At 72.1% G+C, this 23,109-nt stretch carries 21 protein-coding genes; 15 read left to right on the top strand and 6 right to left on the bottom strand.

Annotated features, from left to right (window positions below; translation table 11 throughout):
- Complete coding sequence (locus VF584_02415; GenBank protein HEX8209013.1) at positions 1 to 333, bottom strand: helix-turn-helix transcriptional regulator; 333 nt, start codon at positions 331 to 333, stop codon at positions 1 to 3.
- A gap of 390 nt (positions 334 to 723) precedes the next feature.
- On the opposite strand from VF584_02415, the gene VF584_02410 reads away from it, so the two are divergent.
- Positions 724 to 1,035 carry a hypothetical protein gene (locus VF584_02410; GenBank protein HEX8209012.1) on the top strand — a complete coding sequence of 104 codons (312 nt, stop codon included), beginning with the start codon at positions 724 to 726 and terminating at the stop codon, positions 1,033 to 1,035.
- Positions 1,036 to 1,113: 78 nt separating this feature from the next.
- Here VF584_02410 and VF584_02405 read toward each other — a convergent pair whose 3' ends face one another.
- Positions 1,114 to 1,344 carry a nucleotidyltransferase domain-containing protein gene (locus tag VF584_02405; GenBank protein ID HEX8209011.1) on the bottom strand — a complete coding sequence of 77 codons (231 nt, stop codon included), beginning with the start codon at positions 1,342 to 1,344 and terminating at the stop codon, positions 1,114 to 1,116.
- Between VF584_02405 and VF584_02400 the strand changes: the two genes are divergently transcribed.
- Positions 1,241 to 1,699, top strand: a complete 459-nt coding sequence (locus VF584_02400; GenBank protein HEX8209010.1) for an NUDIX hydrolase — start codon at positions 1,241 to 1,243, stop codon at positions 1,697 to 1,699. The genes VF584_02405 and VF584_02400 overlap by 104 nt on opposite strands.
- 138 nt (positions 1,700 to 1,837) lie before the next feature.
- On the opposite strand, the gene VF584_02395 is transcribed toward VF584_02400, so the two are convergent.
- The 3 genes from VF584_02395 to VF584_02385 all read right to left on the bottom strand — a co-directional run bounded on the left by VF584_02395 (position 1,838) and on the right by VF584_02385 (position 6,292).
- Positions 1,838 to 3,226 (bottom strand): dicarboxylate/amino acid:cation symporter, encoded by a 1,389-nt coding sequence (locus VF584_02395; protein HEX8209009.1) that lies wholly within the window; start codon positions 3,224 to 3,226, stop codon positions 1,838 to 1,840.
- A gap of 121 nt (positions 3,227 to 3,347) precedes the next feature.
- Positions 3,348 to 4,535 (bottom strand): patatin-like phospholipase family protein, encoded by a 1,188-nt coding sequence (locus VF584_02390; GenBank protein HEX8209008.1) that lies wholly within the window; start codon positions 4,533 to 4,535, stop codon positions 3,348 to 3,350.
- Positions 4,532 to 6,292, bottom strand: a complete 1,761-nt coding sequence (locus tag VF584_02385; protein ID HEX8209007.1) for an amidohydrolase — start codon at positions 6,290 to 6,292, stop codon at positions 4,532 to 4,534. The genes VF584_02390 and VF584_02385 overlap by 4 nt, the downstream gene beginning before the upstream one ends.
- A 218-nt stretch (positions 6,293 to 6,510) precedes the next feature.
- Here VF584_02385 and VF584_02380 point away from each other — a divergent pair, with 218 nt between their 5' ends.
- A complete protein-coding gene (locus VF584_02380; GenBank protein HEX8209006.1) occupies positions 6,511 to 7,557 on the top strand; it encodes a glycosyltransferase family 9 protein in 1,047 nt (348 codons plus the stop codon).
- Here the strand turns inward: VF584_02380 and VF584_02375 are convergent.
- On the bottom strand, positions 7,527 to 8,231 hold the full coding sequence (locus VF584_02375) for a lipopolysaccharide kinase InaA family protein (protein ID HEX8209005.1): 705 nt from the start codon (positions 8,229 to 8,231) through the stop codon (positions 7,527 to 7,529). The genes VF584_02380 and VF584_02375 overlap by 31 nt on opposite strands.
- A 214-nt stretch (positions 8,232 to 8,445) precedes the next feature.
- On the opposite strand from VF584_02375, the gene VF584_02370 reads away from it, so the two are divergent.
- The 12 genes from VF584_02370 (at position 8,446) to VF584_02315 (ending at position 22,880) form a co-directional block, all read left to right on the top strand.
- Positions 8,446 to 10,005 carry a response regulator gene (locus tag VF584_02370; GenBank protein ID HEX8209004.1) on the top strand — a complete coding sequence of 520 codons (1,560 nt, stop codon included), beginning with the start codon at positions 8,446 to 8,448 and terminating at the stop codon, positions 10,003 to 10,005.
- The gene (locus VF584_02365; protein ID HEX8209003.1) at positions 10,002 to 11,849 is read left to right on the top strand and encodes an ABC transporter ATP-binding protein; all 1,848 of its coding nucleotides are present in this window, start codon (positions 10,002 to 10,004) and stop codon (positions 11,847 to 11,849) included. Before VF584_02370 ends, VF584_02365 begins: the two co-directional genes overlap by 4 nt.
- Before the next feature lie 94 nt (positions 11,850 to 11,943).
- Positions 11,944 to 13,068: a DegT/DnrJ/EryC1/StrS family aminotransferase gene (locus tag VF584_02360; protein HEX8209002.1), complete on the top strand. Its 1,125-nt coding sequence runs from the start codon at positions 11,944 to 11,946 to the stop codon at positions 13,066 to 13,068.
- Positions 13,065 to 14,084 (top strand): glycosyltransferase family 9 protein, encoded by a 1,020-nt coding sequence (locus tag VF584_02355; protein HEX8209001.1) that lies wholly within the window; start codon positions 13,065 to 13,067, stop codon positions 14,082 to 14,084. Before VF584_02360 ends, VF584_02355 begins: the two co-directional genes overlap by 4 nt.
- Positions 14,081 to 15,187 carry a glycosyltransferase gene (locus VF584_02350; GenBank protein HEX8209000.1) on the top strand — a complete coding sequence of 369 codons (1,107 nt, stop codon included), beginning with the start codon at positions 14,081 to 14,083 and terminating at the stop codon, positions 15,185 to 15,187. The genes VF584_02355 and VF584_02350 overlap by 4 nt, the downstream gene beginning before the upstream one ends.
- Before the next feature lie 51 nt (positions 15,188 to 15,238).
- The gene (locus VF584_02345; GenBank protein ID HEX8208999.1) at positions 15,239 to 16,318 is read left to right on the top strand and encodes a glycosyltransferase; all 1,080 of its coding nucleotides are present in this window, start codon (positions 15,239 to 15,241) and stop codon (positions 16,316 to 16,318) included.
- Positions 16,315 to 18,036, top strand: a complete 1,722-nt coding sequence (locus tag VF584_02340; protein ID HEX8208998.1) for a hypothetical protein — start codon at positions 16,315 to 16,317, stop codon at positions 18,034 to 18,036. The genes VF584_02345 and VF584_02340 overlap by 4 nt, the downstream gene beginning before the upstream one ends.
- Entirely contained in the window at positions 18,029 to 19,111 is a 1,083-nt protein-coding gene (locus VF584_02335; GenBank protein HEX8208997.1) for a glycosyltransferase family 9 protein, read from the top strand. Before VF584_02340 ends, VF584_02335 begins: the two co-directional genes overlap by 8 nt.
- A gap of 27 nt (positions 19,112 to 19,138) precedes the next feature.
- The gene (locus VF584_02330; GenBank protein ID HEX8208996.1) at positions 19,139 to 20,254 is read left to right on the top strand and encodes a lysophospholipid acyltransferase family protein; all 1,116 of its coding nucleotides are present in this window, start codon (positions 19,139 to 19,141) and stop codon (positions 20,252 to 20,254) included.
- Complete coding sequence (locus VF584_02325) at positions 20,251 to 21,093, top strand: glycosyltransferase family 2 protein (protein ID HEX8208995.1); 843 nt, start codon at positions 20,251 to 20,253, stop codon at positions 21,091 to 21,093. Before VF584_02330 ends, VF584_02325 begins: the two co-directional genes overlap by 4 nt.
- 40 nt (positions 21,094 to 21,133) lie before the next feature.
- Positions 21,134 to 21,865 carry a DUF3108 domain-containing protein gene (locus VF584_02320; GenBank protein ID HEX8208994.1) on the top strand — a complete coding sequence of 244 codons (732 nt, stop codon included), beginning with the start codon at positions 21,134 to 21,136 and terminating at the stop codon, positions 21,863 to 21,865.
- 19 nt (positions 21,866 to 21,884) lie between these two features.
- Positions 21,885 to 22,880 carry a hypothetical protein gene (locus VF584_02315; protein HEX8208993.1) on the top strand — a complete coding sequence of 332 codons (996 nt, stop codon included), beginning with the start codon at positions 21,885 to 21,887 and terminating at the stop codon, positions 22,878 to 22,880.
- Positions 22,881 to 23,109 lie beyond the last annotated feature (229 nt).

The following is a 23,109-nucleotide window of genomic DNA, read 5'->3' as shown; positions in this document are numbered from 1 at the left end:
TCAGGCGGCGCGTGTGTGTTCTTGCGCCGCGATTACGTCGGCGAGGTCCTGTGCCGTGGCGCCGGTAGCGATGAGGGCGCGCACGAGGAGATCCAGCGACACTGACGGGTCGCCCGCTTCCATCTTCGCGACGCGCGACCGGCTCGATCCCATCCGCTTCGCCAGTTCGGTTTGCGTGAGGCCCTGCGCGTTTCGGCGGTCCTTCAGGGCGTTTCGGAGGGCGAGCTTCAGCTCCACGAACAGCGCCTCGTCGTCGGACAGGTTCAGGAACTCCTGCACCGTGCCTACGCGCCAGCCCGCTCTTTCCAGCCGCTCCCGCTTCTCCTGCTGCATGGAGTGCCTCCTCAGGTAGTCCCGTGGCTCCGGAGCGTGTTGGCAAGGCTTGTCTGCCCACCGCGGACAAGCTCTGGGAGTCGAGTCATCGCCAACCTGCCTGCCGACACGGCGTTCGTCAACCCGGTAGAAGTGCTTGGGGTTCAACCGGTTACGACCGTGGCGCGATACGAGCGAGAGCGCTCTTCTGCGGGTCCTTATCTCGTCAGGGAGCGGTGCTCATCATCCTTGTTGAACTCGACGCGCTACGGGGGCCGTCTCTGCTCCGATAGTGGCAGGGTGGTTGCGTCGGGCTGGTCACGAGCGGCGGAACGGATCGGGTTCCGCGCCCGTGGGAGGGCGGTGTCCGCGATTCCTCGAGACAGGGGGTTGGCTATGTGGAGGAGATCGATGGTACGCGTCGCGGCGCTGGTCGCGGTGACGGGTGCGCTGGCGTGCGGCGATGGGGGCGGGGTGGACGAGAAGGGGACGTCGGACACGGAGACCCTCCAGCACAACCCCGATCCGGCGACGGGCAGCCCGGCCGGGGGGGGCGCCGCGGCGGGGAGTCAGCCGCCGTCGACGGGTGAGGGCGGGGCGGTGAACGCCGAGGGCACGGCGGACACCGAGCTGTTCAACCACAACCCTGACACGGTGACGGGAAGCCCCGCCGGCGGCGGCGCCGCACCGGGAAGCCAGCCGCCCGCCCCGACGCCTCCCTGAGGCCCGGCGGTAGGAAAGAGACGAGCCCGACACCGGTTGCGGTGTTGGGCTCGCTCTGTCTTCGCCCTGCGCTACGCCTCACGCGGCGAGCAAAACATCCTCCGCCTCGCGCAGGACGTGGGGGCCGATGAACGGGCTCAGCGACTCCGTGGTGGCGAGCTCCACGTGGTGCTCAAGGAGCTCCTCCAGGAGAAAGGAGAGCGCCATGAAACTCCTGAACGTTTTTCGCTCCGGGATGAACTCCACGAGCAGATCGACGTCGCTGCCGGGGCCCGCTTCGCCGCGGATGACGCGCGAGGACGGGCGCATCGTGCTGGCGCGCAGGGTGGACTCGGACCGCTGGGTGCTGCCGGGCGGGCTGGTGGACTGGGGCGAGACGATGGAGGAGGGCGCCCGCCGCGAGCTGGAGGAGGAGACCGGGATGGAGGTGGCGCGGATGGGGCGGCTCGTCGGCGTCTACTCGGCGCCGGGGCGTGATCCGCAGGGGCATTCGGTCACGATCCTCGTGGCGGCGGAGGTGCGCGGGACGCCGAGCATCGGCGACCCGCTGGAGATCAGCGAGATCCACGCGTTCGCCCCCGCCGAGGTCCCGTTCCAGCAAATGGCCCTCGGCACCGGCGTCATGCTCCGCAACTACCTCGCGGGGCAGACGGTCATCGCCTGAGAGGAACAGAAGGGCTCACGCCGAGAAAAACAACCGAAAAAGCATCACACAGAGAGCACGGAGGGGAACAGCAAGACGCAGAGAACTTCTTTTGCTTTTCTCTCCGTTTCCTCTGTGTCTCTGTGTGAGGCCCGCTTTTCAGGGCGCCTGCCGCGCCGCAACGTCGGCGAGCGGCACGGGCTCGGCGCCGATGGGGAGCTCGCCGGGCTCGACGACGGTGGGGTCGGCGTCGAAGGGCTGGGGGATCAGGGGGGCGCCCTCGGAGCGGGCGACGACGAGCGAAGTGAGGAGGTCGCCGCAGACGTTGGGGACGGTGCGCGACATGTCCAGGATACGGTCCACGCCCAGGATCAGCGCGAGGCCGCCGCCGGGCACGCCCACCATCTCCAGCACCAGCACCAGGAGTGGGAGCGAGCCGCCCGGCACCCCGGCCGCGCCCACGGCGGTGATGATGCACATCACCACCACCACCAGCTGCTGCTCCAGGCCCAGGCTGACGCCGAACACCTGCGCCAGGAAGAGGATCGTGATCCCCTCGAAGAGCGCGGTGCCGTTCATGTTCATGGTGGCGCCCAGCGGCATCACGAACCCCGCGATCTCGCGCGGCACGCCGAACTCCTGCTGCGCCGTGCGGATGGTGGTGGGGAGCGTGGCGTTGGAGCTGGAGGTGGAGAACGCCGTCACCATCAGCGTGCGCGTGCGGCGCAGGAAGACGAGCGGCGGCACCCCCGCCAGCGTGCCGGAGAGGAGCGGGATGACGATGAAGAGGTGGAACGCGAGCCCGGAGAGCACCACCATCACGTACCACGCCAGCGACTGGAGCAGGTCGAAGCCGAAGCGCGCCGTCACCGCGAAGATCAGCGCCGCCACGCCGTACGGCGCCACCCGCATGGCGAAGCCGATGATGACCGTCACCGCGTAGCTGATCCCCTCCAGCACCTTGAGCACGGGGCGCGCGGCCTCGGCGGGGATGCGCGTGAGCGCCACGCCGAAGATGAGCGCAAAGAAGATCAGCGGGAGCATCTCCCCCTTGGCCGCGGCGTCCACCGGGTTGCGGGGGATGATGTTGACGAAGGTCTGGATGCCGAAGCCGTTGGTCTCCGCGGCGGCGGCCTTCTCGGCCGCCTGGCCGCCGAACTGCTGCATCAGCGCGGCGCGAACCCCCGGATCCAGCCCCTCGCCGGGCTGAAAGGTGTTCACCAGAAAGAGCCCGACGATGGCCGCGAAGGCGGTGGTCAGCAGGAAGAAGCCGATCGTCTTCGCGCCGATGCGCCCCACCTTGGTTAGGTCGCCGAGTTGCGCCACGCCCAGCGCGAGCGAGGTGAAGACGAGCGGGACGACCACCATGAAGAGCAGGCGCAGGAAGACCTGCCCCACGGGGTCGGCCACGTTGCCGACGATCCACGCGAGCGTCTCGCTCTCGCGCCAGAGCGCGTTGGCGGTGATCCCGGCCGTGGCGCCGATCGCGAGGCCGAGGAGGATCCTGGTGTGAAGCTGCATCCCGCGCGGCGCGGCGGAGTTTTGCATCGTGAGAAGCTGGGTAGAAGGGCCATTTCACACAGAGACACAGAGGGACAGGGAGAGAACGGCGGGAGGGCATCTCTGCTGCTTCGCTGTTCTCTCTGTGCCCTCTGTGTGACGCGCTGTTTCAGTCCCCGTTGCCGCGCATGAACCGGTCGATCTCCTCGGAGCGGCGCTCGGCGTCTTCCTCGCCCAACGCGATGAGGCGCTTCACGTAGTCGTCCTGGAACATGAGCATGCTGAGCACGTCCGGGGCGGCGGTCTCGCGCGTGCCTAGGCCGCGGGTGAGGAGGCGGATGGGGCGGGGGAGGCGCGGCTCGTACTCGGCGGCGATGCGGGCCAGGTCGCGCGAGGGGCGCACCACCAGCAGATCGACGACGCGCATCCCGTCGCGCCGCGTCTTTGGGACGCGCGAGAGGACGTCGTTCATCTTCTGCATGCGCAGCGCGTCCTGGTCGATCAGGTCCAGGAAGACGGCGTCGAAGAGCACGCCCATCACCTGCGCCGGCGGCGGATAGCCCTGCACCTGGGGCTTGGCCGCCTCGTCGAAGTTGCGGCCATAGCGCGTGGATACGGCGATGATCTTGTGCGCGCCCAGGTGCAGCGCCGGGGAGAGCGGCGCCGTCAGCCGCACGTTTCCGTCGCCATACCAGTGCTCGCCGATCTGTACGGCGGGGAAGAAGAGGGGGAGCGCGGCCGACGCCATCACGTGCTCCACCCGCAGCCGCGTCTGCACGCTGCGCCGCTGCGGCCGCTCCCACGTCTCGATCGCGCGCCCCTGCAGCCAGATCACCGACTGCCCCGTCGTGTAGCTGGTGGTGCCGATGGCCGCCGCCCGCAGCGTGCCGCGGTGCAGGTTGTAGTCGATCCCGGTCAGCTCGCCCTCCACGGGGCAGAGCGCTTCCTCCAGAAACGAGCGCAGCGGCTCCGTGTCCACCACGCCGCGCGCCCGCGACTCGCCGCGCGACGCCCGCGCGAACCGCATCCCCCAGCGCCCCATGTTGCCGAGGAGGGCGCCGGTGTCCACGTGAAAGATGCGCTCGGGCGTCAGCTCGCCCCAGAGCGCGGCCAGCTCGTCGGCGGCCTGCAGAAAGGTGCCGTGGTGCTGCGCCAGGAGCGCGACGTTGATGGCGCCCGCGGACACCCCAGTGAGGATGGGGATGTGCAGCTCCGGGTACGCTCGCGCCAGGTAGCGGAGGAAGCCCACCTGGTAGGCCCCGCGCGCACCGCCCCCCGTGAGGACGAGCGCGAGGTCGCCGTGGTCGGTGGTGCCGCGCTTCTTCGCGGCGGGCTTGCTCGCCGCCGGCTTCGTCACGGGCGGCGGTAGACGGTGCGCCCGCCCACCACCGTCATCGTGGGCTCCGCCTTGAGAATCTCCGCGTCGGGGATGGTCAGCAGGTCGGCGGACCAGACCACGAAGTCGGCCAGCATTCCGGGGCGCAGCGTGCCCTTGCGCGCCTCTTCCCACTCGCCATACGCGGATGCGGCGGTGTAGAGGCGGATCGCCTCGGCGCGGGTCAGGCGCTGCTCGGGGAGCCAGCCGCCCGGCGGCACCCCCGGCTCCTCGCGGCTCTGGCGCGTGACGGCGGAGTAGATCCCCTCCACCGGCGCCATCGGCTCCACGGCGAAGTCGGTTCCAAAGATGACCACCGCGCCGGAATCGAGGAGGGTGCGCCAGGCGTAGGCCCCCTCCACCGCCCGCTCGCGGCCGATGCGCGTCTCGGCCCAGCGCATGTCGCTGGTGGCGTGCGTGGGCTGCATCGACGCGATGACGCCGAGCTGGCGGAAGCGCGGGATGTCGCGCCGGTCCAGCACCTGCGCGTGCTCGATGCGATGCCGCCGCGCGCGCGGCGGGTTGCGGCGGGCCACGCGCTCGAAGGCGTCCAGCGCCTGCCGGTTGGCCGCGTCGCCGATGGCGTGCAGGATCACCTGGAGCCCCGCACGGTCCGCGGCGGTCACCAGCGAGTCGAGCTGCGCCTCGGTGTACTGCGGAAGGCCGCGGGTGGAGTGGTCGTCCGCGAACGGCTCCAGCATGGCCGCCGTGCGCGAGCCCAGCGTGCCGTCCGTGTATCCCTTCACCATCCCCAAGCGCACCCACTCGTCGCCGGTAGGGGCGGTTACGCCGCGCGCCTGCAGCTCGCGGATGGAGCGCTCGGTGAGCGGGAACCATCCGTAGACGCGCACGCTCAGCGAGTCGGCGGCGGCCAGGGCGCGGTACACCTCCACGTCGGCGGCCGAGACGTCGCTCTGCACGCTGGTGACGCCGGTGCGGGCGGCCAGATCCATCGCGGCGCGGATGCCGCGCCTCACCTGCGCCGGGGTGGGATCGGGTACGACGCGCGCGACGAGGCCCTCGGCGGACTCCTTGAGGATGCCGGTCGGCTCGCCCGCGGGGGTGCGCACGATCTCGCCGCCGGCCGGGGCGCGGGTGGCGCGCGTGACGCCCGCGATGCGCAGCGCCTCGCGATTTGCCCATGAGGTGTGCCCGTCCACGCGCGAGAGGAGCACGGGGTTGCGCGGGGCGGCGCGGTTCAGGATCTCGTTGGTGGGCCAGCCGCCCGGCCCCAGCTCGCTGGCGGGGAGGCGCGTGTGGTCCCAGCCGCGCCCCGTGATCCACTCGCCGGGCTGCGCACGTGCGGCGGCGGCGGCCACGCGGCGCTCGATCTCGGCCAGCGACCGCGTGCCGCCGAGGTCCACCGCCAGCAGCGACGCCCCGCCCGCGGCGAAGTGGATGTGCGCGTCGTTGAACCCGGGCGTCACCAGGCGGCCTTCGAGGTTGGTCTGCGCCGTGTTCGGTCCTACCAGCGAGTCGAGCCCCGCCTGCGGGCCGGCGTACACCACGCGTCCGCCGCGCACGGCCATGGCCTCGACAACCGTCCCCGCGCTGTCGCCCACGAAGATCTTGCCGTTGACCAGCACCATGTCCGCCGGCGTCGCGGCGACGGTGCGTGCCTGCGCGGGAGCCGCCTCGCTCGGCGGCATCGTGGTGACGGGCGGGAGCGTGCTGGCGCAGCCGGCGGCGAAGGCCAGCGGCGCCGCGAGCGCGACGGTGCGGACGATGGTTCGGGTCATCGTGGCGGTCTCTCGAAGGCTGGGATCAGGGGCGCGAAACAAGGTGCCCCAACCGCCTGCACGCCGCAAGGCGGTAAGAACAGCAGGGCCTCACACAGAGACACGGAGGGGTACAGAAAGAGGAGAAGAGGATACGGGAGGCGCGAACACGCGTTGACGCTTCCGACAGCGGCGGATAGCTTGGGCGCGCCATGCTGAACTTAAAGAAAGACGCGCACTTGCACGCATCCGACCTGTCCGGCGCCCGCATCGCCATCGTGATGATGAGCGCGATCGGTGACGCCGTGCACACCCTGCCGGTGGTCAACTCGCTGCGGGCGGCGGCGCCGGACTCCAAAGTGACCTGGGTGATCCAGCCGGCCCCGCACGCCCTGGTGGCGGGGCACCCGGCGGTGGACGAGTTCGTCCTCTTCGACCGCAAGCGCGGCTGGCGCGCGTACCGCGACGTGGCGCGCGCGACGGAGGGGCGCAGCTTCGACCTGGTGATCGCGCTGCAGGTGTACCTCAAGGCCGGGCTGGTGACGCGCGTCCTGCGCTCGCCGCGCAAGCTGGGGTTCGACCGGGCGCGCGCGCGCGACGCGAACTGGCTCTTCACCACCGAGCGCATCGCGCCGCGCGGGCAGCGGCACGTGCAGGACCAGTACTTCGAGTTCCTGGAGCACCTGGGCGTCCCCCCGCTGCTGGAATGGCGGCTGGGGCCCACCGCCGCGGAGCGCACCCGCTACGAAGGCACCCTTCCGCGCGATGGCCGGCCCACGGTGGCGTTCGTGGTGGGGACGAGCAAGCCGGCGAAGGAGTGGCCCGCCGAGCGCTACGCCGCCCTCGCGGACCGCCTCGCCTTCGCGGGGATGAGGACGGTGCTTGTGGGCGGCCGCTCCACGCGGGAGCTGGCGGCGGCGGAGGCGATCCGCGCCAAGGCGCAGTATCCGCCGCTGAACCTGCTGGAGTGGGACCTGCGCAAGCTGGTGTACCTGCTGGACCGCGTGGACGTGCTCGTTAGCCCGGACACGGGGCCGCTGCACATTGGCGTGGCGCTGGGCACGCCTACCGTGTCGCTGATGGGCTACACCAACCCGAAGCGCGTGGGCCCCTACCGCCGCTTCCACGACCTGATGATCGACGCGTACGGCGACCCCGGCGAGGACTACCCGGTGAGCGCCGAGTACCGCCCCGGCCGCATGGAGCGCATCACGGTGGACGAGGTTGCGGCGAAGGTCGCGCTGGCGCTGGAGCGCTACTCCAGGTCGGGCCTCTCGGAGAGGTAGCCGACCTCCAGCGCACCGCGGCGCACGATGCACAACGGCATGCCCAGCTTCGCAAAGGAGCGCACCAGCCGCGCCAGGTCGCGCTGGCGGCGGGCGCGCGGCACCACGCCCTCCACCACCAGAGCGCGGTCGAAGTCGATCACCCACAGCTCGCCCATCTTCCCCACCAGCAGGTTGCGCAGGTTGAGGTCCGGGTGCCCCACCCCGGCCACGTGCATCCGCCCGATCTGCTGACCCGCCTCGAAGAGCACCTCATTCATGTCCCTCCCGCCAAGCAGCGCGGTGGCGGCGTCCTGCACGCCCGGGATTAGGCGCGTGGCGATCATCGCGCGGTAGCCGGGGAACGCGTCGAGCCGTCCGGCCGCGATCACCTCGGGCGCGTGCACCCCGCCCGCCCGCGCCGCCTCCGTCGCCCGCAGCTCGTGCGCGGCGCGGTCCCCGCCGAAGTAGCGGTCGCGGTTCAGGTGCCGCACCATCCCGCCGCGCCGATAGCGCCTCACCACCGCCTTTCCGCCGTCCGGCAGCGCGACCACGGGGTGCGGCGCCCGCCCCCCTTCGATCCACTCCTGCGCGCGCCCCTCCCACGCATCCACCAGCACGCCCGCCATCTCCTCGTACCCATCGCGTACGAGAAGGCGCGCGCTTCCGGCTGAAACGGGAGCGAAGCTCATCATCCAGCCCACCCGAACAGCGATCTCACACGGAGACACAGAGACACAGAGGAAAGACAAGAAGAGCTTTTGCTTTTCCCTCTGTGTCTCTGTGTCTCTGTGTGAGCCATGCAGTTGCTGTTCGTCTTCATGGCGGGAAGGTGAGGATTGCGCGGCATGCTGTCAAACGGGCCGGTCGCGTTGACCCGCACCCCTCGGGGGCCTAGCTTGCCACACTATGCCAGCACCGGTCAAACGCCTCCTCTGGGTAGACGACGAGATCGATCTCCTGCGCCCGCACCTGCTCTTCCTGCAGGGGCGCGGCTACCACGTGGACGCCGTCTCCAACGGCGACGACGCGCTGGAGCTCCTCCGCCTGCACCCGTACGACCTGATCCTGCTGGACGAGCAGATGCCCGGCCGCTCGGGGATGGAGGTGCTGGACGAGCTGCGCAAGCTGGACCCCCGCGTTCCCGTGGTGATGATCACCAAGAGCGAGGAGGACCGCACCATGACCGAGGCGATCGGCCGGCGCGTGGCCGATTACCTCGTGAAGCCCACCTCGCCGCGCCAGGTCCTCTCCGTCGTCACCCGCCTCCTGGAAGGCGAGGCGATCCAGCAGCAGGTGGTGGCGCGCGACTTCGCCGGCAGGTTCCGCGAGCTCAACGCCCGCCGCGCCGAGCCGCGCGACTGGCGCGAGTGGGCCGCCGACTACTCGGAGCTGGTGGACTGGGAGCTGCGCCTGCGCGAAGCGGGCGAGACGGGGCTGCTCGCCGCGCTGGAGACGCTGCTGGACGACTTCCGCCGCGAGTTCTGCCGGTACATCACCGAGGTGTACCCGAAGTGGACGGAAGGGGGCGCCGGCGCGCCGCCGCTCTCGGTGGACATCGTCCCGCAGTTCCTGGCGCCGCTGGTGGGCAAGGACCGCGCGGTGCTCTTCGTGGTGATCGACTGCCTGCGGCTGGACCAGTGGCGCGCCCTCCTTCCCATCCTGGAGCCGCTGGCGCAGGTGGAGGAGGCGCTCTACTACTCCATTCTCCCCACCGCCACTCCCTTCTCGCGCAACGCCATCTTCAGCGGGATGTTCCCCGATGGCGTCTCCGAGCGGGTGCCGGGGTGGTGGGGATGGGAGGGCGAGGGGAGCCTCAACTCGTTCGAGGCGGAGCTCTTTCGCGAGCAGCTCAAGCGGCTCACGGGGCTCAGCATGCCCGTGCACTACGACAAGGTGTTCGACGCGGGCGACGGCGAGGCGATGCTGCGCCGCCTTCCCGCGCACCTGGCGCAGCCGGGCGTGACGGCGGTCGTCTTCAACTTCGTGGACCTGCTGACGCACGGCCGCACCGAGAGCACGGTGCTGCTGGAGGTGGCGCGCGACAAGGAAGCGCTGCGCGCCCTCACGCGGCAGTGGTTCGAGCGCTCCGAGGCGCTGACGGCGATCCGCGAGGCGCTGCGCATGGGCGTGCCGGTGCTGGTGACCACCGACCACGGCTCCATCCACTGCCACCGCCCGGCCACCGTCTTCGCCAAGCGCGACACCACGCAGAACCTGCGCTACAAGTTCGGCGCGGACCTGCGCGCGGAAGACCGCACGCTGGCGATGACGATCAAGGACGAGAAGGCGCTGCGCTTTCCGCCGGGGAAGGCGGCGACCAACTACCTGATCGCGCTGGAAGACGTCTTCTTCGTCTATCCCACCAAGCTGCGGCAGTACCAGGCGCGCTACCGGGGCTCCTTCCTGCACGGCGGGGTATCACCGGAAGAGATGATCCTTCCAGTGGCACTGCTGACCCCGCGATGAAGATCTACCTGCAGATTCTACGGTATCTACGCCCGCACGCGGGGCTCCTGGCGATCTCCGTGGCGGCGATGGTGTTGAGCGCGGCTCTCGATGCGTTCAGCCTCACCCTGCTCGCTCCATTCCTCCGGGTGCTCTTCACCGGCGGCAATATCGCGGCCGACGCCACGGCGCTCTTTGGGCCGCGCGTGGGGAGCGTTGTACAGGGCGGCGTAGACTTCGTATTCGGCACGGGCGACACACAACGCACCGCAAGCGAGGCGCTGTACCTGGTGGTGGGGGTGATCTTCTTTGCCCTCCTCTTCAAGAACATCGCGCTGTACGTGCAGTCGTACACCACCGCCCTGGTGGAGGGGCGCGTCACGCGCGACGTGCGCAACGCCATCTACCACCACCTGCTGCGGCTGGGTCTCCCCTATTTCCAGCGGATGCGCGCGGGGCAGATCATCTCCCGCGTCACCGGCGACGTGGACCAGATGCGGGGGCTGGTGACCGGGAACCTGATCAGGTCCGTTTCGGCGCTGATCCAGGTGGGGTTCCTCTCCTTCGTGCTGGTGACGATGTCGTGGCGGCTGACGCTGGTGGCGCTCCTCGCCATCCCGCCGATGGTGCTCCTGTGGACGCGCTTCCGCAAGCGGCTGCGGCGCGGGGTGCTGCGCGTGCTGGACGCCGTGGGCGAGGTCGCGTCGCTCCTCCAGGAGACGGTGTCCGGCATCCGGCTGGTGAAGGCCAGCGGCGCCGAAGGGTGGGAGGAGGCCCGCTTCCGGCGCCTCACGCAGCGGCATTACAAGGCGCTCGCGCGCAACGACCGCTGGCGCAAGTTCTTTTCGCCGGCCACCGAGGTGGTCACCTCCGTCTCCATCCTGGTGCTGGTGCTGTACGGCGGCCACCTGGTGCTGGTGGAGCGGTCGATGGAGCCGGAGGCGTTCATCACGGCGCTGCTGGTGGCCGCGCGGCTGATGGTGCCGCTCAAGGTGGTGGCGCAGTACCCGTCGGTTGTGCAGCCGGGGCTCGCCGCGGGGGAGCGGGTGTTCGAGATCCTGGGCATTCCGGTGGAGGTGGAGGACCGCCCGGGCGCGCTGCCCGTGCCCGCCTTCAGCGGCGCCATCCGCTTGGAGGGGGTGGATTTCGCGTACGGGCCCGGCGCGTCGCCGGTGCTGGAGGGGATCGACCTGGAAATCCCCGCGGGGCAGGTCATCGCCGTGGTGGGGCCCAGCGGGGCCGGCAAGAGCACGCTGGCCGACCTGCTTCCCCGCTTCCGCGACCCCGTGGCCGGGCGGCTCACGCTGGACGGGATCGACCTGCGCGACCTGCGCCTGGCGGAGCTGCGCGGGCTGATGGGGATCGTAACGCAGGAGACGATCCTGTTTCACGACACCGTGCGCGCCAACATCGCGTACGGCGCGCCGGCCGTGCCGCACGAGCGGGTGGTGGAGGCCGCGCGCGCCGCCCACGCGCACGACTTCATCTCGGCGCTCCCCGAGGGGTACGACACGGTGCTGGGCGAGAAGGGGACGCGCCTTTCCGGGGGCCAGCGGCAGCGCATCGCGATCGCGCGTGCGCTCCTCCGCAATCCGCCGATCCTCATCCTGGACGAGGCGACCTCCGCGCTGGACACCGAAAGCGAGCGGCTGGTGCAGCAGGCGGTGGAGGAGGTGATGCGCGACCGCACCGTGCTGGTGATCGCGCATCGCCTCTCCACCGTGCGCCGCGCGGACCGGATCGTGGTGCTGGAGACCGGCAAGATCGTGCAGCACGGCACGCACGCGGAGCTCCTGGCGCGCGGCGGCACGTACCGGCGGCTGTACGACATGCAGTTCGGGAGCGGCGAGCAGGCGGCCGACTGATCGTGCCCCGTGCCGGGCGCCGGGTGCTCAGCAGCCTCGCATGCGCGACCAGGCACTTCTTTTCCGTTCAGACTCAACGAGCTTCCAGATCCATATGCAAGTACCGCTGCTGGACCTGACGCTGCAGTACCGCCAGGTCGCGGACGACGTGATGGCCGCGATCAAGGGCGTGGTGGAGGACCAGCGCTTCGTGCTGGGCCCGGTGGTGGAGCGCTTCGAGCGGGAGGTGGCCGAGATGCTGGGTGTTCGCCACGCGGTGGGGTGCGCCAGCGGGACGGATGCCATCCTCCTGGCGGTGCGCGCGCTGGGCGTGGAACGCGGCGAGGAGGTGGTCACCACTCCGTTCACCTTCTTCGCCACCGCCGGCGCCATCCACAACGCCGGCGGGCGCCCCGTGTTCGCGGACATCGACCCGCACACCTTCAACCTGGATCCCGCCGCGGCCGAGGCAGCGGTTACCGGGCGCACGCGCGCCGTGATGCCGGTGCACCTCTTCGGCCAGATGGCGGACATGGCTGCCTTCCGCGAGCTGGGAGACCGGCGGGAGCTGGCGGTGGTGGAAGACGCGGCGCAGGCGATCGGCGCGCGGCAGCAGGTGGGCGGCCGGTGGGTGACCACGGGGACGCTGGGCGACTCGTGCGCCTTCTCCTTCTTCCCCACCAAGAACCTGGGCGCGTTCGGCGACGCGGGGATGATCGTGGCCAACGACGCCGCACTGGCTGAGCGCCTTGCCAAGCTGCGCGTGCACGGCGGCCGGCAGATGTACCACCACGAGGAAGTGGGCTTCAACTCGCGTCTGGACGCGCTTCAGGCCGCGGTGCTCTCCGCGAAGCTTCCCTTCCTGCAGCGGTGGAGCGCCAAGCGGCGCGAGCACGCGGCTTTCTACGACGAGGCGCTCGCGGGGATCGGCGAGCTGGCGACCCCGCTGGTGGCGCCCGGAAACGAGTCCATCTTCAACCAGTACACGGTGCGGGTGAGGGGCGGCCGGCGCGAAGAGCTCCGAGCGTTCCTGGCGCAGCGAGGGGTCGGCAGCTCCGTCTACTATCCCGTGCCGCTGCACCTGCAGGAGTGCTTTGCGTTCCTGGGGCACCGCGAGGGCGAATTCCCCGAGTCGGAGCGCGCCTGCCGCGAGGTCCTCTCCCTTCCCGTGTTCCCGGAACTCGCGGCCGCGCAGCGCGAACACGTCGCGCGGACGGTGCGCGCGTTCTTCGGGGCGTGAGCGTGCGCCGCGTCCTCCTGATCCAGCTGCGCGCGCTGGGCGACGTGCTCCTGTGCACGCCCGCCGTGCGGCAGCTGCGGCGGGCGCACCCGGACGCCCGGATCGACTTCCTCTCGGAGGGGGCGGGGAGCGAAGCGCTGGCGGGCAACCCGTGGCTGGACGAAGTGGTCGTCTACCGCCGCGGCACGGCGGCGGGGGTGCGCCGCACCATCGAGCTCGCGCGCCGCGGGTACGATGCCGTGGTGGTCCTCCACTTCCATCATGCCCCGCGCGCGTCGGTGGTGGGCGCGCTTCTCCCCGCCCCCCTGCGGATAGGCTTCGACGACCGCCGGCCCTGGGAGTGGCGCTACACGCACGTCGTGCCCGCCGCGCCGCTCGTGAGCCGCTACAACGCGGTCGCCAAGCTGGAGCTGCTGCGCCCGCTGGGCGTCGTTCCCGACCTCACCGACGCGGCGCTGGACTTTCGCCCCGCCCCGGACGACGAAGCCTGGGCCGGCGAGGAGTGGAAGCGGCTCGGGCTGGAGGGGCCGCAGCCCGTGGTGGCGCTCTCCGGGGTGAGCCGGCTGGTTCACAAGAGCTGGGGCGCCGACCGCTGGGCCGTCGTCGCCGACGAGCTGTCGGCGGCGGGATTCCGCGTGCTGCTCACCCACGGACCTGGCGAGCGCGGCCAGGCCGAGGCGTTGGCGGGGGCGGTACGGCTGCCGGTGCTGTGGGGCCACCGGGAGGCCACGCTCGCCCAGTTCGCGGCGCTTCAGGGACGGTGCCGCGCCTGGGTTGGGAACGATGGCGGGCCCCGCCACCTGGCTGTGGCGATGGGGGTGCCGACGCTCGCCGTGGCGAGGCCCGGCAAGGGCGCCACCTTCACCGACGACACTCCGGGCTCGCCCCACCGCTTCGTGGAGCCTCCGCCCGGGGCACCCTTCACCCGCCGCCGCCCCCTCGCGGAGCTTCAGGTGGAGACGGTGGCGCCGGCGGTGCTCGCCTTCGTACGCCGCCATGCGGATGCGGCGCGATGAAGGTGGTGATCCAGAACAACGGCCACGTCTGGGGCGGCAACGAGAAGTGGCTCGCCACGCTGGCCGCCGGGCTCCTGGCCAACGGGCACTCGGTGGTCGTGTCCTGCCGCCGCGAGGGCGCGGTGTGGCAGGAGCTGGCGCGGCGCGGCATTCCCACCAGCCCCATCCGCCCCGGAACGCGCGTTGACGTGGTGCGGGGAATGCGTTTCGCGCGGTGGCTGCGCCGCGAGCGTCCCGATGCTCTCCTTCTCACCTCGTGGGCCGGGATCCCCTGGGGTGCGCGGGCGGCGCGGATGGTGGGCGTGCCCCGCGTGGTGGTGCGCCTCGGCATCGTGCGTACGCTTCCGGCCCGGGGGCGCCACCCCCGGCCCTTCCGTGGCGGCGGCGTGGACGCGCTGATCGTGAACTCGGAGGAGATCCGGGCCGAGTGGGTACGTTCCGCGCCCTGGTTTCCGCCCGGCGAGGTGCACGTGATCCTGAACGGTATCGTGCCGCCCCCGCCGTTGCCCGCGGGCGAGCGGGCCGCACTGCGCGCCGGGCTCGGGGTGGCGCCCGGGACCCCCCTGATCGCGGGGGTCGGACACGTGTACCCGCGCAAAGGGTTCGACCTGCTGATCGACGCCCTCGCGGAGGTGCCCAGGGCGGAGGTGGTGATCGCGGGTACGGGTCCGGCGGAGGAGTCGCTGCGCGCGAGGGCGGCGGCGCTGGGCGTGGCGGGGCGGGTGCGCTGGGCCGGCTTTCGCGACGACGTCCCGCGCCTCCTGGGCGCGTGCGACCTGTTCGTCCTTTCCAGCCGCAACGAGGGGATGGCCAACGTGATGCTGGAGGCGATGGCGGCGGGCACCCCGGTGGTCGCCACCGGCGTGAGCGGAGTGCGGCGCGCCCTGGACGCGCGCGAGGGCCGTCCGCCCGCCGGATGGATCGTTCCCCCGGACGACGCTCCCGCCCTGGCGGACGCGATCCGCACCGCGCTCGCGCACCCGGTGCTCGCGCGGAGCTGCGCGGAGGAAGCGTCGTGGCGGATCGCGCACTGGTTCGGCCCCGGCAGGATGGTCGCCGAAGCGGAGGCGGTGCTGGCCCCCTCACGCGCCGGTGTGACCTGATGCCGCGGCCGCCGGACCCGCGGCCGCGCAGCGCCGCGGAGAGAGCTTGAAGTGTTCGTAGTCGCGCACATCGGGGCCCACGTCCTGGGAGGCGCCGAGCGCGCCACCGTTTCGCTCCTGGCCGGGCTGGCGGGGCGCGGCCACCGCGTTCTGCTCTTCTGCGCGACGGAGCGGGTGGAGGCGCACGCCCGGGACCGGGGGGTCGCCACCGAGCGCGCCGTGCTGGGAGGCGACACCATGATCCCCCACGCGTTCCGCTTCGCCGCGCAGCTGCGGCGGCACCGCCCCGACGTGCTGGTGGTGGGCACCTTCAAGAAGATGCTCCTGGCGGCGCTGGCCGCGCGCATGGCGCGGGTTCCGCGGGTGGTCGCCCGCATCGGGCTGGAGACGGACACGCCGCGCAGCCGCAAGTACCGCTTCGTCGTCGGGCGCTGGATCGACGCGGTGGTGCTCAAGAGCGAAGACATGCGGCAGCGGTACCTCGAGGCCGGCATCGATCCGCGGCGCCTGGCGCTGATCCCGGGCGGCGTCGCGCTGCCGCCGCGGCGGCTGCCGTCGGGGGGGGTACGCCGGGCGCTGGGCATCGCGCCCGATGCGCTCGTGGTGGGTGCCGCCGCGCGGCTCGCGCGGCAGAAGCGCCTGGACCGCCTGCTGCACGCCTTCGCCGCGCTCCCCGCTGACGTACACTGCATCGTGGCGGGCGAGGGCGGGAAGCGCGCCGAACTCCAGTCGCTCGCCGCGGAGCTCGGGGTCGCGGAGCGCGTGCACTTCCTCGGCCTGCGCGAGGACGTGGCCGACGTGCTGGATGCCCTCGACGTGTACGTCATCACCTCCGACCGCGAAGGGATGAGCAACTCCATGATGGAGGCACTGGCGGCGGGGGTCCCCGTGGTGAGCACCGACGTGAGCGGCGCCCGCGACGCGCTGGCCCCTCTGCCCGACGGGCGCAGGCCGGGAGAGGTGGTGGGCTTCGACCCGGCGGAGGTCGCCGCGGCGCTCCACCGGGTGCTCGCCTCGCCCGCACTGCGGGCGGAGATGCGCGAAGCGGCGCTGGAGCGTGCGCGCGGATCTCTCGACTTCGAGAGGATGCTGGACCGTTGGGAGGCGATCCTCGCCGGCGGGGCGCCGTGAGCGACTTCCTCTTCGCCGTGCGGCGCCGCGCGCCGGGCGAGCTCCGCGCCATCCTGATCCGCCACTTCGGTCCCGTGGCCGCGCAGGTCGCCGAGCACCATGGCGATTGGGGCTCCCTCGCCGTGGTCCGGGCGGCGCACGATGGCGAGGTGCTGGTGGAAGACGAGTCCTCGCTCAGCGTCCTGGCCGGCGTCCCCATCGCCCGCATCGCGCCGCACGCGCCCGGCCTGGCCGCCAGCGGCCCCCGCCGCCGCGCGGTGCACGAGCTGCTGTCGCGTGGCCCCGCGACACCCTGGAGCGAGCGGCTGGACAGCGGTTTCGCGGCGCTGCGCGTGGACCGCGGCGGCGGCGGGATGGTGGTGACGGACATTGCGTCGTTCGTGCCGGTCTTCGCGGGCGCCGGCGTGATCGGGACGCATCCGGACGCGGTGGCTCGCGCCGCCGGCCGGCACCACGAAGTGGACGAGGTTTCGGCCGCGGACCTCGTCCTCCACCTGAGCTGCACCTTTCCGTACACCCTCTTCCGCGGCATCGAGCAGCTTCCGCCGGCCACCGCCCGCTCGTTCGACGCGGGCGGCGCCTGGAAAGACGATGCGTCCACCTACTGGCGTCCCACGGAGGAGAACCCGTACGCCTCCCGCGCCGATGCGGCCACCGCGCTCCAGGAGGGGCTGGTGGAGAACGTCCGCCAGGCGTGCGGCGAGCTTCCGGCCGCCGGAATCCTCCTTAGCGGGGGCGAGGATGCCCGGGCGGTGCTGGGCGCCATCCCGCCCGGGCCTGAGGTGCGGGCCTTCGTGTTCGCGGATTGGGAGAACCGCGAGGTGCGCGTCGCACGGGCCGCCGCGCGCGCGTACGGAGCGGAGCTCACCTTCGGCCGGCGCCGGCCGGACCACTACCTGCACGGGTTGGAGACGGTCGCTTCCCTGCTGGGGAGCGGTCAGCTGTTCATGGACGTGCATGGCTACGGCTTCCACGAATCGCTCGGCCTTCGCGAGCTCCCGGTGGTGCTGGGCGGCCTGTCATCGGATTCGTTTCTCAAGGGCCAGCACGCCCCCGCCGCCGCGCCGCCCGGCGCCCCATTCCCGGTGCCCGATGCGCCCGAGCTGCGCCCGGATCTGCTGCGCGCCGTGGCGGAGCGGCGCACCGGCTTCCGCCGCTGGCTGGAGGAGATTCGCCCGACGACCGCGCAGGAGTGGGAGCGGCTGTACCCCTTCACCCAGCGCAAGCACTCGGGGAACTTCCACGGCAACCGGCGCCTTTTCGCCAGCCACGAGCCGTTCCATTCCGCCGCGCTGGTAGCGCTCGCCGCCGCGGTTCCGCTGCGCTGGAAGGAGGGGCGAACGCTCTTCCACGAGGCGATGAAGCCCCTCTTCGCCCCGTCGTGGCACGTGCCGCACTCGCGCTGGCGCTATCCATACTTTGGGCGCGCCGCGAACCTTCCGCTTTCGGTGGGGCTGCGCGTGGCGCGCGGCGTGCGCGCGGTGGCCACCGGCGAGCTGCGCGCCCGGCAGGGTCCGTGGCCCAAGTGGGCGTCCGTGGTAGCGTCCCCCGCCATGGCGGAGAAACGGCGCGCCTACCCCGTGCTCGGCTCGCCGCTCGCCGCGCTCTTCACGGCGCGGCGCGAAGCGGAGGTGGAGCGGGCCGTGGCGGGGTGGCATCCGCTCCGCCAGCTGATCCTCCTTCAGCTCGCGTATCTGGCGCGCGGGCCGCATGAGTAGCGCGGAGCTGCGCTACCCGGCGCGAGAGATGTGCGTGGTGATGCTCACCGGACTGGGCGACGTGGTGAACACTCTTCCCGCCGTGAACGCGATCCGGGACTTCGCCCCCTCCCTGCGCGTTACCTGGGTGGCGGAGCCGATGCCGGCGGAGGTGCTGCGCCCGCATCCCTCGGTGGATGAGGTGGTGGTGTTCCGCAAGCGCGACGGGTGGCGTGGGGTGGCGAGGCTGGGGCGCGAGCTGGGGCGCCGCCGGTTCGACCTGACGCTCAATTTCAACCGCTACTTCAAGAGCGTGTGGCCCACCATCCTTTCCCGCGCGCCGCACCGGCTGGGGCTCGACCGCACACGTGCCTCGGACGGGATCTGGCTGGCGGCCAACCACCACGTGGGCCCGCGCCCCTGGGCGCACCCGGCGGAAATGGCGCTGGAGTTCCTGGACCACCTGGGGGTTCCCCGCCCGCCCCGCCCCGAGTACCGCCTGCAGATCACCGCAGGCGAGCGCAGGGAGCAGCGCGACTATTTCGCGCGCTTCGGCGGGCGCCCCGTGGCCGCCATCATCCCGGCGACCTCCATGCGCAAGCGCGACTGGTTCGCCGACCGCTACGCCCAGGTGGCGAGCTCGCTGGAGCGCGATTTCGGCTTCCGCACCGTCCTGGTGGGCGGGCCCGGCGAGCGCGAGCAGTCGATCGCGCGTGAGATCACGTCGGGCGCCGCCGTGGCGCCCGAGTGGGCGCTGGGCGACGGCGTGCGGCGCGTGATGTGGATGCTGGACGCGTGCGACCTCGTCATCTCGCCGGACACCGGGCCGCTGCACATCGCGCGGGCGCTGGAGGTGCCGGTGGTGGGGCTGTACGGGCAGACGCATCCGTGGCGCGGCGGACCCTTTCGCGCCTACGAGGATCTCTGGGTCAACGAGTACTGGGACCCGGGGGAGACGCCGGACTACAGCGACCGCACGCCGCGCCGCGATCGGATGGAGCGCATCACCACGGAATCGGTGCTCGAGCGCGTGCGGCACGCGGTGGAGCACTACGGCGCGGGCCGCGTCCCCCGCGCCACCACGCGCCCGGCGTAGACGGGCACCTCTCGCTGGTGCTACACTGTGCGGCGCGCAGCGCCCGCGCGACCGGCTCGTGAGGGCGGCGTTCGTGCATTCCCGCCGCGTTCCGTGGAACGCGCGAGCATCCCCACACTCCCCTGCGCCGTACCCGTGTCCACACCGCCCGCATCCGCGGCCCCACACACCGCGCCCCGGTACAGCGTGCCGCACCGGGTGGAGTATGCCCTCGCCCGCACGCTGGAGCGCGCCGTCGCGACGCTCCCCGAGGGAGCCGCGGACGCGGTGGGGCGCCGCGTGGGCCGCACCATCCACCGGCTGGGCATCCGGCGCGGAGTGGTGGATGCCAACCTGCGCATCGCCTTCCCCGGGGCGGACGACGCGTGGATCGCGGCCACCGCCCGCGCCGCCTACGAGCACCTGGGGCGCGAGGCCGCCGCAATCCTCCGGCTCTCCAGGCTGGACCCGCAGGCCGTCATCGACCGCACCGACGTGGCCGAGGACTGGCCCAAGCTGCAGGCCGCGCTCGACGAAGGGCGCGGCGTGATCCTGGTGACCGGCCACTACGGCAACTGGGAGATCGCGGCGGCGGCGGTGGCGGCGCGCGGAGTCCCCATCGCCGCCATCGTGCGGCGCCAGGGGAACCGGCTCGTCGACGCGCGGCTGAACGCGCTCCGCAAGCACCTGGGCGTGGAGACGATCTACCAGGGCGAGGCGCCGTCGCGCGTGCCCCGCGTGCTGCGCAAGGGTGGCATCGTGGGGATCGTGGGCGACCAGGACGCGCGCCGCTCCGGCGTCTTCGTCCCCTTCTTCGGCCGCCCCGCGAGCACGCACAGAGGACCGGCGCTCTTTGCGCTCAAGCTGCGCGCGCCCGTCTTCGCCTGCGTGGCGCGCCGGCTTCCGGGCGGCGCGGTGCGCTACGTCGTCGCGGGCCAGCAGATCGTGACGGAGCGTACGGGAGAGCTGGAGGCGGACGTCCAGACTCTGACGGCGGCGCTCGCGGCACGGCTGGAGGCGGAGGTGAGGGAGGCGCCGGAGCAGTACTTCTGGTTCCACCGGCGCTGGAAGAGCAAGCCGCCGCCGGAACCCGCCCCGGCCGATCAGGGTACCCACACGACACAAAGCGCCGAGCGCGCGGCACCGGACGAGGACGAGGCGTGATCTACATCTGCATTCCGGCGCTGGACGAAGCGCCCACCGTGGGCGTGCTCCTGTGGAAGATCCGCCAGGTGATGGCGGAGTTCGGGCGCGACTTCCACCTGATCGTGGTGGACGACGGATCGACCGACCACACGCAGGAAGTGCTGGAGCCGTACGCCCGCGTGCTGCCGCTCACCGTGCTGCGCAACGAGCGCACGCTGGGCTACCCGGCGGCGGTCGAGCGCCTCCTTCGCGAGGCCGTGGCCCGCTCCACGCACCCCAAGCGCGACGTGGCGGTGGTGCTGCAGGGCGACTTCACCGAGTCGCCGGACGACGTCCCCGCGCTGGTCCGCAAGGTGGAGGGCGGCGCGGACGTGGTGGGGACGGTGGTGGCCGGAACGGACCGCGAGCTGCCGCGCGCCGAGCGCTGGGCCCGCCGCGGGCTCCCCTGGCTCCTCTCGGGGCGCGCGCTGCCGCGCGAGATCCGCGACCCGCTCTCCGGCTTCCGCGCGTACCGCGTGGCGGTGCTCAAGCGGGCGCTGGCCGCAAGCGAGGGGAAGCCCCTCCTTTCGAGCCCCGGGCTCGCCGCCAACGTGGAGCTCCTGGCGGCCGTCGCGCCGCACGTGCGCCGGGCGGACGCGGCGGAGGTATCGCTCCGCTATGCGCGGCGCGAGCGGGACACCCGCTTCCGCGCCTGGGGTACGGTAGTGGAGGTGTGGAACCTGGCGCGCCGCACCCCCCGGCGCGGACCTGCGCCAGTGGAGGCCGAAACCGCCAGGGCGGCGCCCGCGGAGGGTGCGCGCCCGGCGCGACGGGGCCCGCGCGGAACCAACGAAGCCGGGACCACGAAGCCGGAATAAAAGCGACGATAGAGGGATGCACTTCTTTTCGATAAACAGGATGGGCAGGGCGGCGATGGCCGTGCTCGGCGTGGCGATCCTCGCCGCGGCGGGGCCCGCGTCCGCCCCGCAGCGGCCGTACGGACCCGGCGAGCGGGCGGAGTACCAGGTGAGGCTGGCCGGCGTCCGCGTGGGCCGCGGCTCGCTGGAGATGCTGGGCGTGCAGAACGTCAACGGCCGCCCCGCCTACCACGCGCGGATGACGGTGCAGGGCGGCGCCCTCGGCGCCCGCGTGAACGACCTGTACGAGACGTGGATCGACACGGAGGGTGGGTTCTCGCGCCGCTTCCACCAGAAGCTGCAGGAGGTCCGCTACCGCCGCGACCGCACCTACGACTTCAACCCGGAGCGCCGCACCTGGCGCCGCGACAACGGCGACACGGGCACGCTCCCCACGAACCGGCCGCTGGACGACCTGTCGTTCCTGTACCACGTCCGCACGGTGCCGCTGGAAGTGGGGAAGACGTACACGCTGCGCGACTACTTCAAGGAGGACGGCAACCCCGTCATCCTGCGCGTGGTGCGCCGCGAGACGGTGGAGGTCCCCGCCGGCCGCTTCCGCACCATCGTGGTTCGCCCCAGCATCCGCACCAGCGGCCTCTTCAGCGAGGGCGGGCAGGCGGAGGTGCACTTCACCGACGATGCGCGCCGCGTGGTGGTCCTCATCCGCAGCCGCGTGCCGGTGGTGGGCTCGCTCACGATGCACCTGGAACGCTACCAGCCCGCGCGCTGACCCGCACCCGGCTCTCCACGTGACCCACGACCAGACCCCATCCAGGTCCGCCTCCGGCCCCGCGCCCGAGGCGGACCTTTCGCTGGTGCGCACCGTCCCCGTGGCCAGGCGCCCCAACAAGGTGCTCGCCGAGCAGTTCGCCGCCCCCGTGCCCGCCGACCCGGCGCAGCGCACCTTCTCCGCCTTCCTCACCTCGCTCCCCCACATCCTGCAGGCCGAGTCGTTCCTCGCCGTCGCCGACGCCATCGCGGACGCCGTCCGTCGCGAGCGCGCGGTGGTGTGGATGCTGGGCGGCCACGTGGTGAAGACGGGTCTCGCGCCGCTGCTCATCGACCTGATGCGGCGCGGCGCCGTGTCGCACCTGGCCTCAAACGGCTCGGCGGGGATCCACGACTACGAGATGGCGCGCTGGGGCGGCACCAGCGAAGACGTGGAGGCGGGGCTGGCCGACGGCTCGTTCGGGATGGCGGAGGAGACGGGGCGCGACATGAACGCCGCGTTGACGCGCGGAATGGGCGCGGGGTGGGGGATGGGCGAGGCGCTGGCCCGCGACCTGGACGAGCGCAACGACCTGGCGTACCCGGAGCTCTCGCTCCTCCTCCAGTCGCACCACCTGGGCATCCCCTACACGCTTCACCCGGCGCTCGGCGCGGAGATCATCCACCAGCACCCCGCCGCGGACGGCGCCGCCATCGGAGCCACCGGCCACCACGACTTCCGCCGCCTCGCCGGCGCCCTGCCGCGGCTGGACGACGGCGGCGTGGTGATCAACGTGGGCTCCGCCGTGGTGATGCCGGAGGTCTTCCTGAAGGCGCTGACCGTCGCGCGCAACCTCCACGCGGGGAAGCCGGGGCGCTTCACCGCCTGCAACCTGGACATGCAGGCCCACTACCGCACGCGCGTCAACGTCGTCGAGCGCCCCACGCGCCACAGCGGCGGCCGCGGCTTCCACATCACCGGCCACCACGAGATCATGGTGCCGCTGCTGGCGTGGGCGGTGGTGGAGCGGTTGTAGGGCGGGCGGGCCCCGACCGTGCTAGATTAGATGGAAAAAGCGGCGCCTAGGAACGATTCGAGCCGCGCGCAGCAACGATGGTCGTGAGCTAGTGTCCATCCGGAAACTCGGAAGCGAGGCGGGGGCAAAGAGATGACGGCGCACCCGGGTGTGTTGGATCTCGCGCGGAAGGCGTAGGTTTGGGTTGCGAAGCTCAAACCACCTTACGCGGAGCACACTCGAATGCGCC

The organism is Longimicrobium sp., from assembly GCA_036389135.1.
Classification (GTDB): domain Bacteria; phylum Gemmatimonadota; class Gemmatimonadetes; order Longimicrobiales; family Longimicrobiaceae; genus Longimicrobium.
The sequence above is the reverse complement of the archived record's forward strand: the minus strand, read 5'-3'. Positions and strand labels throughout refer to the sequence as shown.